Source organism: Streptomyces sp. NPDC037290, from assembly GCF_055603245.1.
This window is the reverse complement of record NZ_JBVJVZ010000005.1, coordinates 140,096-153,834: the sequence shown is the minus strand read 5'-3', so window position 1 is coordinate 153,834 and position 13,739 is coordinate 140,096. Positions and strand designations below refer to the sequence as shown.

At 70.1% G+C, this 13,739-nt stretch carries 14 protein-coding genes and 1 riboswitch; of the genes, 7 read left to right on the top strand and 7 right to left on the bottom strand.

The annotated features are described in order from the left end of the window. Nucleotide 1 precedes the first annotated feature (1 nt). The gene (locus ACZ7HQ_RS19340; RefSeq protein ID WP_470991015.1) at nt 2-1,126 is read right to left on the bottom strand and encodes an NADH:flavin oxidoreductase; all 1,125 of its coding nucleotides are present in this window, start codon (nt 1,124-1,126) and stop codon (nt 2-4) included. 115 nt (nt 1,127-1,241) lie between these two features. After that, complete coding sequence (locus ACZ7HQ_RS19335; protein ID WP_470991013.1) at nt 1,242-1,487, bottom strand: hypothetical protein; 246 nt, start codon at nt 1,485-1,487, stop codon at nt 1,242-1,244. A gap of 115 nt (nt 1,488-1,602) precedes the next feature. Here ACZ7HQ_RS19335 and ACZ7HQ_RS19330 point away from each other — a divergent pair, with 115 nt between their 5' ends. The 5 genes from ACZ7HQ_RS19330 to ACZ7HQ_RS19310 all read left to right on the top strand — a co-directional run bounded on the left by ACZ7HQ_RS19330 (nt 1,603) and on the right by ACZ7HQ_RS19310 (nt 5,875). Next, nucleotides 1,603-2,442, top strand: a complete 840-nt coding sequence (locus ACZ7HQ_RS19330; RefSeq protein WP_470991011.1) for a helix-turn-helix domain-containing protein — start codon at nt 1,603-1,605, stop codon at nt 2,440-2,442. After that, nucleotides 2,426-2,620: a DUF397 domain-containing protein gene (locus tag ACZ7HQ_RS19325; protein ID WP_470991009.1), complete on the top strand. Its 195-nt coding sequence runs from the start codon at nt 2,426-2,428 to the stop codon at nt 2,618-2,620. Before ACZ7HQ_RS19330 ends, ACZ7HQ_RS19325 begins: the two co-directional genes overlap by 17 nt. Before the next feature lie 245 nt (nt 2,621-2,865). Then, a complete protein-coding gene (locus ACZ7HQ_RS19320; protein ID WP_470991007.1) occupies nt 2,866-3,696 on the top strand; it encodes a hypothetical protein in 831 nt (276 codons plus the stop codon). Between the two features lie 59 nt (nt 3,697-3,755). Beyond that, nucleotides 3,756-4,436 carry a Uma2 family endonuclease gene (locus tag ACZ7HQ_RS19315; RefSeq protein WP_470991005.1) on the top strand — a complete coding sequence of 227 codons (681 nt, stop codon included), beginning with the start codon at nt 3,756-3,758 and terminating at the stop codon, nt 4,434-4,436. A gap of 86 nt (nt 4,437-4,522) precedes the next feature. After that, entirely contained in the window at nt 4,523-5,875 is a 1,353-nt protein-coding gene (locus tag ACZ7HQ_RS19310) for an MFS transporter (RefSeq protein WP_470991003.1), read from the top strand. Between the two features lie 38 nt (nt 5,876-5,913). On the opposite strand, the gene groL is transcribed toward ACZ7HQ_RS19310, so the two are convergent. From groL to thrC, 4 genes are all read right to left on the bottom strand, one after another. Beyond that, nucleotides 5,914-7,536, bottom strand: a complete 1,623-nt coding sequence (gene groL / locus ACZ7HQ_RS19305) for a chaperonin GroEL (protein ID WP_184965634.1) — start codon at nt 7,534-7,536, stop codon at nt 5,914-5,916. Between the two features lie 295 nt (nt 7,537-7,831). After that, complete coding sequence (locus ACZ7HQ_RS19300) at nt 7,832-8,035, bottom strand: cold-shock protein (RefSeq protein ID WP_004929928.1); 204 nt, start codon at nt 8,033-8,035, stop codon at nt 7,832-7,834. Between the two features lie 432 nt (nt 8,036-8,467). After that, nucleotides 8,468-8,743: a ubiquitin-like small modifier protein 1 gene (locus ACZ7HQ_RS19295; protein WP_470991001.1), complete on the bottom strand. Its 276-nt coding sequence runs from the start codon at nt 8,741-8,743 to the stop codon at nt 8,468-8,470. A 41-nt stretch (nt 8,744-8,784) separates the two neighbouring features. Beyond that, nucleotides 8,785-10,068: a threonine synthase gene (thrC, locus tag ACZ7HQ_RS19290; protein ID WP_470990999.1), complete on the bottom strand. Its 1,284-nt coding sequence runs from the start codon at nt 10,066-10,068 to the stop codon at nt 8,785-8,787. A gap of 17 nt (nt 10,069-10,085) precedes the next feature. Further along, a riboswitch (SAM riboswitch) is annotated at nt 10,086-10,233 on the bottom strand. A gap of 161 nt (nt 10,234-10,394) precedes the next feature. Here thrC and ACZ7HQ_RS19285 point away from each other — a divergent pair. Together ACZ7HQ_RS19285 and ACZ7HQ_RS19280 are read left to right on the top strand one after the other, a co-directional pair. Next, nucleotides 10,395-11,339, top strand: a complete 945-nt coding sequence (locus ACZ7HQ_RS19285) for a glucosyl-3-phosphoglycerate synthase (protein WP_470990997.1) — start codon at nt 10,395-10,397, stop codon at nt 11,337-11,339. A 93-nt stretch (nt 11,340-11,432) separates the two neighbouring features. Next, the gene (locus tag ACZ7HQ_RS19280; RefSeq protein ID WP_470990995.1) at nt 11,433-12,866 is read left to right on the top strand and encodes an alpha,alpha-trehalose-phosphate synthase (UDP-forming); all 1,434 of its coding nucleotides are present in this window, start codon (nt 11,433-11,435) and stop codon (nt 12,864-12,866) included. Here the strand turns inward: ACZ7HQ_RS19280 and otsB are convergent. Continuing rightward, entirely contained in the window at nt 12,854-13,687 is an 834-nt protein-coding gene (gene otsB / locus ACZ7HQ_RS19275) for a trehalose-phosphatase (protein WP_470990993.1), read from the bottom strand. The genes ACZ7HQ_RS19280 and otsB overlap by 13 nt on opposite strands. Nucleotides 13,688-13,739: the final 52 nt, after the last annotated feature.

Sequence of the window (13,739 nt, the reverse complement as noted above, 5' to 3'; positions counted from 1 at the left end):
TTCAGCTGAGCGTCTTCAGCGCGGCCGCGTCGTACGGCTTCAGCTCGTCGGAGCGGTCGGAGAGCACCTTGGCCGCCCACTCCGGGTCCTGCAGCAGCGCGCGGCCCACGGCGACCATGTCGAACTCGTCGGCCTCCATCCGGTCGAGGAGGTTGTCGATTCCCTTGACCTCGGAGCCCTGGCCCTGGAAGGCGTTGATGAAGTCGCCGTCGAGGCCGACCGAGCCGACGGAGATGACCTGCCTGCCGGTGAGCTTCTTCGTCCAGCCGGCCAGGTTCAGGTCCGAGCCGTCGAACTCCGGCAGCCAGTAGCGGCGGGTGGAGGCGTGGAAGACGTCGACGCCGGCCGCGGCGAGCGGGGTCAGGATGGCCTCCAGCTCCTCGGGGGTCTCGGCGAGCCGGGCGGTGTAGTCCTGCTGCTTCCACTGCGAGTAGCGGAAGAGGATCGGGAAGTCGGCGGAGACCGCCGCGCGGACCGCGGCCACGACCTCCGCGGAGAACCGCGCACGGGCCACCGGGTCACCGCCGTAGGCGTCCGTACGCCGGTTGGTGCCCTCCCACAGGAACTGGTCGAGGAGGTAGCCGTGGGCACCGTGGATCTCCACGCCGTCGAAGCCGATGCGCTCGGCGTCGGCGGCGGCCCGGGCGAACGCCTCGATGACGTCGTCCAGGTCCTGCTGGGTCATGGCCCGGCCGGTGGGCTCGGCGCCGGCGGTGACGAGGCCGGACGGGCCGACGGCGGGGGCGTCGGCGAACGGCGGCTCGCCCTGCTTGCGGACCATGCCGATGTGCCACAGCTGCGGCACGATGGTGCCACCCGCCGCGTGCACGTCCTCGGCGACCTTCGCCCAGCCCGCCAGCTGCTCCTCACCGTGGAACCGCGGCACGCGGTCGCTCTGACCGGCCGACTCGTGACCGACGTAGGTCCCCTCGGTCACGATGAGCCCGACACCGGCGGCAGCGCGGCGCGCGTAGTAGGAGCGCACGTCCTCGCCGGGGATGCCGCCCGGGGAGAACATGCGGGTCATCGGCGCCATCACGATCCGGTTCGGAACGGTGAGACCGTTCAGCGCGATCGGGCGGGACAGGATCTGGGCCGCGCGGGAGGCGGGCGTCGTGACGGTCACGTGAGGGGCTCCTCGTGAGTGGCAGGGTTAACCGGTCGGTATGTGAGCACGCATTGTTGCAGCCCCTTAAGTAATCACCTATGCGCTGCCCCACATTCCGGCCCGGCCGAAGCCCTTAGGTGACACCGCTCACACTGTCCCGGTTCAGCCGCCGCACCCGCTCCCGCAGCACCTCCCCCGGCGGCGCCGGCTCGACCGACTCCGGCGGACAGTCCCACTCCCGCCCACCACCGACGGGCCGCAGCTGCACGCGCCCGCCCACACGCCCCATCACCTGACCGAGCCGCCCGCTGCGGGTGTCGACCGCGTACTCACCCGCACGGGCGGGCTGCTCACCGGAGGGTGTCTCCTTCATCTCCATTGTTCCAATTCCTTCACGCAGGGTGTTGCCGTTCCCCACACAGCGTGGCCGTCCGCGCCCTAGCCTGGCCAGATACGGCGTCCCAACAACAGTGTTTGCAGGACGAGGAGTTGCCATGCCGGGACCGAAGGACCTCGACCCGTCGTCATCACCACGCGCCCTGCTGGGCGCCGAGTTACGGCACGCCCGCGAGCGGAAGGGGCTGAGCCAGGAGCAGTTGGGGCAGCGGTTGTTCGTGAGCGGGTCGTTCATCGGACAGCTGGAGGCGGGGACGCGGCGGATGCAGGCGGAGTACGCGCGGCTGCTGGACGAAGTACTGGAGACGGACGGCTTCTTCCAACGGAACTGCGGGGCGGCGGCCAAGTCGAAGTTCGAGGAGCCTTTCGAGGTGGCGGCGGAGGCGGAAGCTCACGCAACGGCGATCAGGCAGTACACGCCACTCCTCATCCCAGGGTTGCTGCAGACACCCGCGTACGCCCGGGCCGTGAACCGCGCATACGACCCGACGGCGCCGGAGGAGACCATCGAAGAGTGGGTGGAGGGGAGGATGGAGCGGATCCGCCTGCTGGATCATCCAACAAACCCGTTGTTGTGGATGGTGCTTGACGAGGCGGCCTTGCACCGGGAGACCGGTGGCCGGGCGGTGATGGCGGAAGCTCTGCACCGCGTCGCCGACCTGTCCCGCCGCAGCCGGGTCATCGTGCAGGTGCTGCCGTTCAGTGCGGGTGCGCACACGGCGATGCAGGGTGCGCTGAAGCTGATGGAGTTCACGGACGCCCCTCCGCTGGTCTACTTCGAGGGAGTGCGCAACGGGCGTCTGGAGGACGACCCGTCCACCGTCACCCAACTAAGGTTCGTGTTCGACCTCCTGGTGGCCTCCGCACTGTCGCAAGAGAAGTCCCTGGCCCTGATCGAGGCGTTGGCGCAGGCTTACGCACATGAGGAACATCCCTGACCTGAGCATGGCCACCTGGCGCAAGTCGAGCTACAGCCAAGGCGGCAACGACTGCCTGGAAGTCACCCACGACTTCCCCGCCCTCGTCCCCGTCCGCGACTCCAAGACCCCCCAAGGCCCGAAGCTCGTGTTCCGGCCGGAGGCCTGGTCGGCGTTCGTCGCGAACCTCAAGCCTTGAGCTTCGAGCCCTCTTTTCAGGGAATGGGTAGGGCCTCAACCCGCCCTCCCACCCCGCGAGTTGACGCGATGCGGTCGACTTGCCACGCATGGTGACGATCCTCTAGCGTCCCGAATAACGAACAGCCCCCGTCAGGTGCTACCAACACCTGCGGGGGCTTGACCGCCGAGATCGGAAAGAGCGATCCCGTGGCTGAAGCCAAGTTTAGTCCTGCCCTCCTGCCCGCGCACGCGTCCCCTCACCCGATGGCCAATCCGGGCTACGGCAAACGCACCGCACCGGGCCAACGCCCCCGCACCAACCACGCCTTCGCTCACCTCGCGCCCCGCGAAGCAGCCATCGCCGAGTACCTCGACCGCCTCCCCGACGGCGCCGACATCTCGGTGAAGACACTGGCCAAACAGCTCCCCTACGGCCAGTGCGCCCTCCGGACAGCCCTCAACCGCCTCCAGCGGGCCGGCCACTTGAGGCGGGGCCGGGAGCGGCTGGAGACCGACTCGGGCGGCTCGCGCTGGATCACCCGATCGTGGTGGTCCCGCACCGCACGCGACGACGCCTGGTGGTCGGCGTTCACGCGGGGAGACGTACCGGAGGACTCGCCCCCGCCCGAACGGCCCGACCCCACCCGCTCCCGCGCGCACATCCTCCTCGCCGCCCTCGGCCGCACCGCCCCCGTCCTGTCCCTCTCCGCCGCCGACTGCGCCGCGCTCGCCCCGCTGCTGACCGAGTGGTTCGCACGAGGGGCCACCGACGAGGCCGCACTCCGCGCACTGACCGAGGGTCTGCCCACGCCGGTCCACCACCCGGCAGCGCTGGTCCGCCGGCGCCTCATCGACAAGCTCCCGCCGGAACCGGTCCGGGAGAGGCCCCGCCCGCCTCGCCGGGTGCTGGAGTGCGCGGAGTGCGGGGTGCCGGGGCGGCCGGAAGCACTGCCGGGGGGCGTGTGCGGCGGCTGCCGGGGCGAACGCGCCCCCGCGCACCCGCCTACGCCCCTGCCCGCCCCCGCGGTCCACGCCCGCGCGGGCGAGATCCGGGCTGCGATGTCCCTACGACGACGAGAGAGGACACCCACATGACCGCTCCTACGGTCCGACGAGACCACCCCGGGGCACGATGGAGGGGAGGAGGCGACGCCATGACCCCTGACACCGAAGAACGCCCGCAGATGTCCGTCGAGGACTTCGAGGAACTCGTCCGCAGGGCGCCGAGGGAACTGCGCAACCGGCTGGAGTTCCTCGGCGGAAGGCTGTGCATCCGGCACGGCCCGCTCGATGTCGAGGAGTTCGAGGAACTGGCCGAGGCCGCACCCGAAACCGTGCGGCTCGAGTACGTCAACGGAAAGGTAGTCGTAAAGGCCATGCCCGACGGCAACCACGGCGAGATCTTCATGTGGCTGCTACGTCAGTGCATGCAGCAGCGCCCGGAGCTGAACCTCATGCCCGAACGAGGCGTCAAGGCCGAGGCCTACCGCAAGGGCCGTGCCATCACGGACGGATTCCTCGCGCCGGTGGACCACTTCAAGGGACACGGCAACTGGTCCGAGACCGACGGTGCCCTCATGGCCGTGGAAATCACCTCCCATGACCGCGACACCGACCAGCGCGACCGCATCGACAAGCCCGTGGGTTACGCGGCGGCCGAGATCCCCGTCTATCTCCTCATCGACCGCGACAGCAGCACGGTCAGCGTGTACAGCGAACCGAAGGACGGGCGTTACCTGCAGTGCTCCACCCGCCCGTGGGGGGCGACCGTCGAGCTGCCGTCCCCGGTGGGCATCACCCTCGACACCGAGAAGCTGAAGGACTACGCCGACTGACGCCTCCCGCTACCCCTCGTCCGGTCTATCGACATCAAGTATCTTGATGTCGAGATTAACTGGACGACGGGAAACGGGGGCTGGCCATGCGACGGGCCAGGAACGGCAAGGACGGCACAGGCGGGCTCATAGCGCAGCTGCGGCGGCCACCCGGTGGGCGGGGCGCGCGGATCATGCTGCTGGCGCAGTGCGTGGACCGGACCGGGACGGGCGTGTGGGCCGCGGCGTCCGTCCTCTACTTCACCTTCGTGAGCGGGCTGGACGCACGCCGGCTGGGGCTGCTGCTGGGGGTCGGCGCGGTCGCGGGGATCGCCGGGTCACCGCTCGCCGGACGGGCCGCCGAACGGCTTCCGGTGCGGGGGCTGCTGATCGGCTGTCACCTGCTGCGGCTGGTGACGATGCTCCTGCTGCTGGTCGCCGACGACTTCGCCACCCTGCTGTCCCTGGTCGCCCTCACCAGCCTCGCGGAGCGCGCGGCCAAGACGCTGGAGATGCTCTTCGCCACCCGGGTCGCCGGTGAGCGGCGAGCCACCTACCAGGCGCTGTCCCGCAGCGTGGCCAACGGCGGGTACGCCGTCGGCGCGGGCGTCGCCGCGCTCGGCCTCGCCGTGGGCACCCCGAACGCCTATCGCGCGCTGATCCTGGCCAACGCGCTCTCCTACCTCGTGGCCGCCGCGCTGGTCCGGCGGACCCGGGAGCCGGCGGGCCACGGCCTGGTCGTGGCGCACGGCGGCGGCAGCGGCGGCACCCCCGCCGCCGACCCGGCCCCCGCCCGCAGCCCGTGGCGGGATCCCGGCTACCTGCTCTTCGTCCTGCTCGACATCCCGATGAACCTGGACGACTCGGTTATCGGAGTCGGCCTGCCGCTGTGGCTGGTGCACCACACCAGCGCGCCGCACGCCGTCGTCCCCGCCTTCCTCGTGCTGAACACCGTGCTGGTGGTGGTCCTGCAGCTGCGGGTCTCCGCCTGGGCCGAAGGCCCGCGCCGGGCGGCCGCGGCCGTGGGCTGGTACGGCGTGACGCTGTCCGCCTGCTGCCTCGTGCTGGCGACCGCCACCGGCGGCGGGGCCTGGTCCGCCTCACTCGCCATGCTCGCGGCCGCGATGCTGGCCACCCTGGCCGAGCTGCTGCGCTCGGTGAGTTCCTGGGAGCTGGCGGTCGTCCTGGCGCCGCCGCGTGCCCGGGCCTCCTACCTGGGCGTGGCCGGGATGTCCCAGTCGGTGCAGAAGTCGGTGGGGCCCCTGCTGCTGACCGGTGCGGTGATGACGGCCGGTCCTGCGGGCTGGCTGGCGCTCGGTGCCGCCGTCACCGGGCTGGGTCTGGTGCAGCGTCAGGCCGGCCTGCGGCGTCTGGCGGCCCTCGCCGCGCCCGCCACGGATTCCCGAACACGCCCGAGGGCGGCACCCCCTGCCACTGACAGGGAGTGCCGCCCTCGGTAAGGACGTTGATCAACCGGAGGCCGAAGCCCCGGGGCCGATCAGAAGTCCATGTCACCGCCCGGCATGCCGCCGCCGGCCGGCGCGGCGGCCTTCTCCGGCTTGTCGGCGATGACGGCCTCGGTGGTGAGGAACAGCGCGGCGATGGAGGCGGCGTTCTGCAGCGCAGAGCGGGTCACCTTCGCCGGGTCGATGATGCCCTCGGCGACCAGGTCGACGTACTCGCCGGTCGCGGCGTTCAGGCCGTGGCCCGGGGTCAGGTTGCGCACCTTCTCCACCACGACACCGCCCTCGAGGCCGGCGTTGACGGCGATCTGCTTCAGCGGGGCCTCGAGCGCGATGCGCACGGCGTTGGCGCCGGTCGCCTCGTCACCCTCGAGCTCCAGCTTCTCGAAGACCTGGGAGGCCTGCAGCAGGGCCACGCCACCACCGGCGACGATGCCCTCCTCGACGGCCGCCTTGGCGTTGCGGACGGCGTCCTCGATGCGGTGCTTGCGCTCCTTGAGCTCCACCTCGGTGGCGGCACCGGCCTTGATGACCGCGACACCGCCGGCGAGCTTCGCCAGGCGCTCCTGCAGCTTCTCGCGGTCGTAGTCCGAGTCGCTGTTCTCGATCTCGGCGCGGATCTGGTTCACCCGGCCGTTGACCTGGTCCGAGGAGCCGGCACCGTCGACGATGGTGGTCTCGTCCTTGGTGATGACGACCTTGCGGGCGCGGCCCAGGAGGTCCAGGGTCGCGTTCTCCAGCTTGAGGCCGACCTCCTCGGAGATGACCTCGCCGCCCGTGAGGATGGCGATGTCGCCGAGCATGGCCTTGCGGCGGTCGCCGAAGCCCGGGGCCTTGACGGCGACGGACTTGAAGGTGCCACGGATCTTGTTGACGACCAGGGTCGACAGGGCCTCGCCCTCGACGTCCTCGGCGATGATCAGCAGCGGCTTGCCCGACTGCATGACCTTCTCCAGGAGCGGGAGCAGGTCCTTGACGGAACCGATCTTGGAGTTGGCGATGAGGATGTACGGGTCCTCGAGCGACGCCTCCATGCGCTCCATGTCGGTCGCGAAGTAGGCGGAGATGTAGCCCTTGTCGAAGCGCATGCCCTCGGTGAGCTCGAGCTCCAGACCGAAGGTGTTGCTCTCCTCGACGGTGATGACGCCTTCCTTGCCGACCTTGTCCATGGCCTCGGCGATGAGCTCGCCGATCTGGGTGTCGGCGGCGGAGATGGACGCGGTGGAGGCGATCTGCTCCTTGGTCTCGACGTCCTTCGCCTGCTCCAGCAGGGCGGCGGAGACGGCCTCGACGGCCTTCTCGATACCGCGCTTGAGGGCCATCGGGTTGGCGCCGGCGGCTACGTTGCGCAGGCCTTCCTTGACCAGGGCCTGGGCGAGCACGGTCGCCGTGGTCGTACCGTCACCGGCGACGTCGTCCGTCTTCTTGGCGACTTCCTTGACCAGCTCGGCGCCGATCTTCTCGTACGGGTCCTCGAGCTCGATCTCCTTGGCGATGGAGACACCATCGTTGGTGATCGTGGGGGCGCCCCACTTCTTCTCGAGGACGACGTTGCGGCCCTTGGGGCCGAGCGTCACCTTGACGGCGTCCGCGAGCTGGTTCATGCCGCGCTCGAGGCCGCGCCGCGCCTCCTCGTCGAACGCGATGATCTTGGCCATGTGAAGTGGTCCCTCCAGGACTGGGGGTGATTCCTTCGGACCGCGCCCGCGCCCGCGACGGACGGCTCGCCGGCCGCGTGGTTCCTTGCCCCACTTGGCCTGCGGGCCTCACCGACCCGGTCCTTCACTGTCACTCTCACCTTCAGAGTGCTAACGCCAATGATTAGCACTCCCCCCTGTCGAGTGCAAGCGGCTCCCCGGGATCAGCCGGGGGCGAACAGGGGCGTATCAGCCGCCGGACACGACGAAGGGCCCGCACCCTGTGCGAGGTGCGGGCCCTTCATGCAAGAAACGTTCAGGCGCTGAGGCGAACCATGTCGGCCTGCGGGCCCTTCTGGCCCTGCGAGATCTCGAACTCCACCCGCTGGCCCTCTTCCAGGGTGCGGTAGCCGTCCATCTGGATGGCGCTGTAGTGGACGAAGACGTCCGCACCACCGTCGACCGCGATGAAGCCGTACCCCTTCTCCGCGTTGAACCACTTGACGGTGCCCTGAGCCATGCCTAACTCCCCTATTACTGGCCCTTGCACAGATCCACACTTCGCGGACCCGGGTCAGACCTCACCCCCCATCGGACGGGGGCGTGCGCCGGAACGCGTCGACCGCGGCTGAATGTATCTGTCCAACTGCCGTCTGCAACAGGTCAATCGGACGAGAATTCTGGACGGGAACGGTCCGGAATGTGGTGAGAATTCACCCGACTTCAGGGCAAGTCGGGCCCCACAAAGGGGTACAAAAGCCGCATAAAACCCGCGCACTTTGGCTACTTCTTGCGGGGTGTGCGGCATGAAATCCAGGGCTCTCGACCCGGAGACCGCGGCCGAGTTCCCCAACTGTACCGCGCTCAATCACGCAGAATTGCCCCCTCCGCTTCTCTCACGGAGGAGGCAATTCCATGAACAATGGGTAACTGAAGTTACCCACGGTAACGATCAGCCGCCGGCGACCGCCGGAATGATGGAGACACCGGCGCCGTCCGGGGTGGCGGTCTCGAGGCCCTGCTCGAAGCGGACGTCGTCGTCGTTGACGTAGACGTTGACGAACCGGCGCAGCTTGCCCTGGTCGTCCAGGACCCGGGCGGCGATCCCGGTGTGGTTCTTCTCCAGGTTCGCGATGACGTCGGCGAGGGTCGCGCCCTCGGCGGTCACCTCGGCCTGGCCGCCGGTGTAGGTGCGCAGGATGGTGGGGATGCGAACGGTGACGCTCATGCTTGTGACCTCCGGTCAGGTAGGCGCCCAGACGACAACGATCAGACGAGTCCGGCCTCGCGGAACGACTCCAGGTTGGGCCGAATGGTCGCGGTCAGCCCCGTACCCGCCACCGCGTCCAGCGTCTTGAGGCCGTCGCCGGTGTTGAGGACGACCGTGGTCTTCGCCGGGTCCAGGGCGCCGTCCTTGATCAGCTTGCGGGTGACACCGACGGTCACCCCGCCCGCCGTCTCCGCGAAGATGCCCTCGGTGCGGGCCAGCAGCTTGATCGCGTCGACGACTTCCTCGTCCGTGACGTCCTCCACGGCACCGCCGGTGCGGCGGGCGATGTCCAGGACGTACGGGCCGTCGGCCGGGTTGCCGATGGCGAGGGACTTGGCGATGGTGTTCGGCTTCTGCGGGCGGACCACGTCGTGACCGGCCTTGAACGCGGCCGACACCGGCGAGCAGCCCTCGGCCTGCGCACCGAAGATCTTGTACGGCTTGTCCTCGACCAGGCCGAGCTTGACCAGCTCCTGCAGACCCTTGTCGATCTTCGTGAGCTGGGAGCCGGAGGCGATCGGGACCACGATCTGGTCGGGCAGCCGCCAGCCGAGCTGCTCGCAGATCTCGTACGCGAGGGTCTTGGAGCCCTCCGCGTAGTACGGCCGCAGGTTGACGTTGACGAAGCCCCAGCCCTCGCCGGCCGGGTCGCCGATCAGCTCGGAGCAGAAGCGGTTCACGTCGTCGTAGTTGCCCTCGATGCCGACCAGCTCGCCGCCGTAGACGGCGGCCATGACGACCTTGCCCTGCTCCAGGTCGTGCGGGATGAACACGCAGGAGCGGAAGCCGGCCCGGGCCGCGGCGGCGCCGACGGCACCGGCGAGGTTGCCGGTCGAGGAGCAGGAGAGCGTGGTGAAGCCGAAGGCGCGGGCGGCCTCCAGGGCCTGGGCGACCACGCGGTCCTTGAAGGAGTGCGTCGGGTTGCCGGAGTCGTCCTTCACGAACAGGCCGCCGGTGACGCCCAGTTCCGCGGCGAGGTTGTCGGCCTTGACGAGCTTGGTCCAGCCCGGGTTCAGGTTCGGCTTGTCGGCCACGTCGGACGGGACGGGCAGCAGCGGCGCGTAGCGCCAGATGTTCGCGGGGCCGGCCTCGATACGGCGGCGCAGCTCTTCGGTGTCGTAGCCGGAGAAGTCGTAGGCGATCTCCAGCGGGCCGAAACACTCCTCGCAGGCGAACACCGGGCCGAGCGGGACACGGTGACCGCACTCGCGACAGCTCAGGGCCGCGGCGGGACCGAGGTCGACGGTGGAATCGGTGGAGCTTGCAACTGTCTGCACAGCCATGGAGGCGAGGCCCTTTCTCCTCATCTTCCTCACGACGCATCTCGCCGTGAGACGGATTTGGCACCTTCCCTAGCCGGGAGCCTCGCCACGTCAACGTGACAAGAACCGACTGGAGGGTTGCCGGGGCTTCATCGGGCCGTTTCCCTCTGCCCCTCTGGATGAGCGGTATGCGGTTGTGAACGCGCGCCGACCTCCGACATGCGATGGTCATCGGCGTTGTTCAAGACTGTAACCGAAGGCCAGGACAGTTGAGATAGTCGTCCGAACCGCGAGATGGATCACACGGTTGACCCCGTGTGGTCACGAACAGTGAGGAGCCGCAGACCGTGCTGGAAGAAGTCGAGCGCTGGCTGGCCACCCGCTCCTGGTCCGTGACCGATCGCCCTCTCCACCGGATCCTGTCCGCCAAACAGCGCACGGGCCAGACGATCAGCGTCGTGCTGCCCGCGCTCAACGAGGAGGAGACCGTCGGCGACATCGTCGCGGTCGTCCGCCACGATCTCGTGGAGCAGGTTCCGCTCGTCGACGAGATCGTCGTCGTCGACTCGGGCTCCACCGACCGCACCTCCGAGGTCGCCGCCGCCGCGGGCGCGCGGGTCGTTCACCGTGACGAGATCCTGCCCAGGATTCCCGCCGTCCCCGGAAAGGGGGAGGTGCTCTGGCGCTCCCTGCTGGTGACCGGCGGGGACATCATCTGTTTCATCGACGCCGACCTCAGGGAGTTCTCCTCCGACTTCGTCTCGGGGATCGTCGGCCCGCTGCTCACCGAGCCCGACGTGGACCTGGTCAAGGCGATGTACGACCGACCCCTGGGCGGCGCCACCGGCCAGGGCGGCCGGGTCACCGAGCTGATGGCCCGCCCCCTGCTGAACATGCACTGGCCGCAGCTGGCCGGATTCGTGCAGCCGCTGGGCGGCGAGTACGCGGCCCGCCGCTCGCTGCTGGAACAGCTGCCGTTCCCCGTCGGCTACGGCGTGGAGCTGGGCATGCTGGTCGACGCCCTGCACCTGGTGGGGCTCGACGCGCTGGCGCAGGTGGACGTGGGTGTGCGCAAGCACCGGCACCAGGACGGTCAGGCGCTGGGCCGGATGTCGGCGGCCATCTACCGCACCGCCCAGCTCCGGCTGGCCCGGGGGCATCTGATCCGGCCGACGCTGACCCAGTTCGAGCGGGGCGAGGACGGCTTCGAGCCGCGCACCTACTCGGTGGACACCGAGGAACGTCCGCCCATGGTGGAGATCGCCGAGTACGCCGACCGGAAGGTGGCGTGAACGGCGGGCAACGGCGAAGAACGGCTGTATACGGCCCCCTTTCGGGGCGGACCGCACGTTTGAGCGTTTCCGGGCCGGGCTAGGTTGAGGACCATGGCTGCCACACAGGGTGCTGAGGTGCTGGTCGCGTCCAACCGCGGCCCGGTTTCGTACACGGTGGACGAGGACGGCTCGCTGCGCTCCAGGCGGGGTGGCGGCGGACTGGTCTCGGGGCTGTCGGCGATCGGGCCGGACGCCGACGCGGTGTGGGTGTGCGCCGCGCTGAGCGACGCGGACCGGGAGGCGGTACGGCGTTCCCACGGCGGGCGCCGGCTCCCGGTCGAGGCGACCGGCGGGCAACTGGTGCGGATGCTCGACATCGACGCGACGGTGCACGCGGACGCCTACAACGGCATCGCCAACTCGGTGCTGTGGTTCGTCCACCACATGCTGTACCAGACCCCGCTGGAGCCGGTCTTCGACGTCGGGTTCCGGCGCCAGTGGGCGTCCTACGAGGCCTACAACCGTGCGTTCGCCGAGGCGCTGGCCGAGGATGCGGCGCAGGGTGCCGCGGTGCTCGTGCAGGACTATCACCTGTGCCTGGTCCCGGGAATGCTCCGCGAGCTGCGCCCGGACCTGAGGATCGGCCACTTCTCGCACACCCCGTGGGCGCCGCCGGAGTACTTCGCGCTGCTTCCCGACGACATCCGCGAGCAACTGCTGACGGGCATGCTGGGCGCCGACCGGGTCGCCTTCCTGACGCACCGCTGGGCGGACGCGTTCCGGGACTGCGCGCGGGCGGCCCTGAAGCCGGGGATTCCCGCGCGTACCCGGATCGGGGTGCACGGGCTGGGGGCGGACGGGGACTTCCTGCGCAAGCGCGCGCACGAGCCGGACGTCGAGGAGCGGATGGCGGCCCTGCGCGAGGAGATCGGCGAGGGCCGCAGGACCGTCGTCCGCGTCGACCGCACCGAGCTGTCGAAGAACATCGTGCGCGGGCTGCTGGCGTACCGGCAGCTTTTGGAGGACCACCCCGAGTGGCGGGAGCGGGTGGTGCACATCGCGTTCGCTTACCCGTCGCGGCAGGACCTCGCCGTGTACCGCGACTACACGGCCGCGGTGCAGCGGGTGGCCGAGGAGATCAACTCGGCCTACGGCACGCCGGGTTGGACCCCGGTCGTACTGCACGTCAAGGACGACTTCGCACGCTCCCTGGCCGCCTACCGGCTCGCCGACGTGGCCCTGGTCAACCCCATCCGGGACGGCATGAACCTGGTCGCCAAGGAGATCCCGGTCGTCTCCGACCGGGGCTGTGCGCTGGTGCTGTCCCGGGAGGCGGGGGCCTACGAGGAGCTGCGCGCCGACGCGCTCGCGGTGAACCCCTACGACGTGCTGCAGACCGCGCGGGTCCTGCACGAGGCACTGTCCCTGCCGGATGAGGAGCGGGCGGCGCGGTCGCAGCGGCTGGCTGCCGCGGCCACCGCGTTGCCGCCCGCCCAGTGGTTCCTCCAGCAGCTGCAGGCGCTCGAGGAGCTTCAGTCCAGCTGAGCCGCGAGCGTCCGCAGCAGGTGGACGACGCCGGCCGGGCCGTCCACCACCATGTCCGCCCGTTCCGCCAGTTCCGTGACCTCCGTGCTGCCGCTGCAGACCAGGAGGCCGGGGACGCCCTCGGAGCGGAGTTCGTCGACGACGGCGAAGGCGGGGAGGTCGCCCAGGTCGTCACCGGCGTAGAGGACCGACTCGGCGCCGGTCTTGCGGACGTACTCGCCGAGTGCCACCCCCTTGTCCATGCCCGGCGGGCGCAGTTCCAGGACCATCCGGCCGGGTTCGACGATCAGGCCGTGGCGGGTGGCGAGGTCGGTGAGGGGGCCGCGCAGGGCCTCGAACGCGGCCTGCGGATCGTCGGCGCGGCGGGTGTGCACCGCGACCGCCCGGCCCTTCTCCTCGATCCAGGAGCCGTGCCAGGCACCATTGCGGTCCAGCACACCGGGCAGCTCGGCGCGGACCGCCGCGACGCCGGGGTGCGGGGGCGGGGCGGTGACGGTGCCGGTGACCGCGTCCCAGCGTTCGGCGCCGTAGTGGCCGAGGACGGTCAGGTGCTCCAGGCCGGGGACGCCGGCGAAACCGCCGTAGCGGACCGCGACCCCGGCCGGGCGGCCGGTGATCACGGCGATGGAGGCGACCTTGGGGGCGAGTGCGCCGAGGGCCGGTACGGCCTCGGGGTGGGCGCGGGCCTGTTCGGGGTCGGCGACGATGGGGGCCAGGGTGCCGTCGAAGTCCAGGCCGACGACTGCTGCGCTCGGCTTGGCGAGGAACGCGGCGAGTCCGTCCCGGCCGGGCTGGGTCTGCGGGGTCGGCAGAGGGTCCATGCACCGACACTATCCACAGTCGGCCCGAACCACTCCTGGGGCTTCCCCGGAC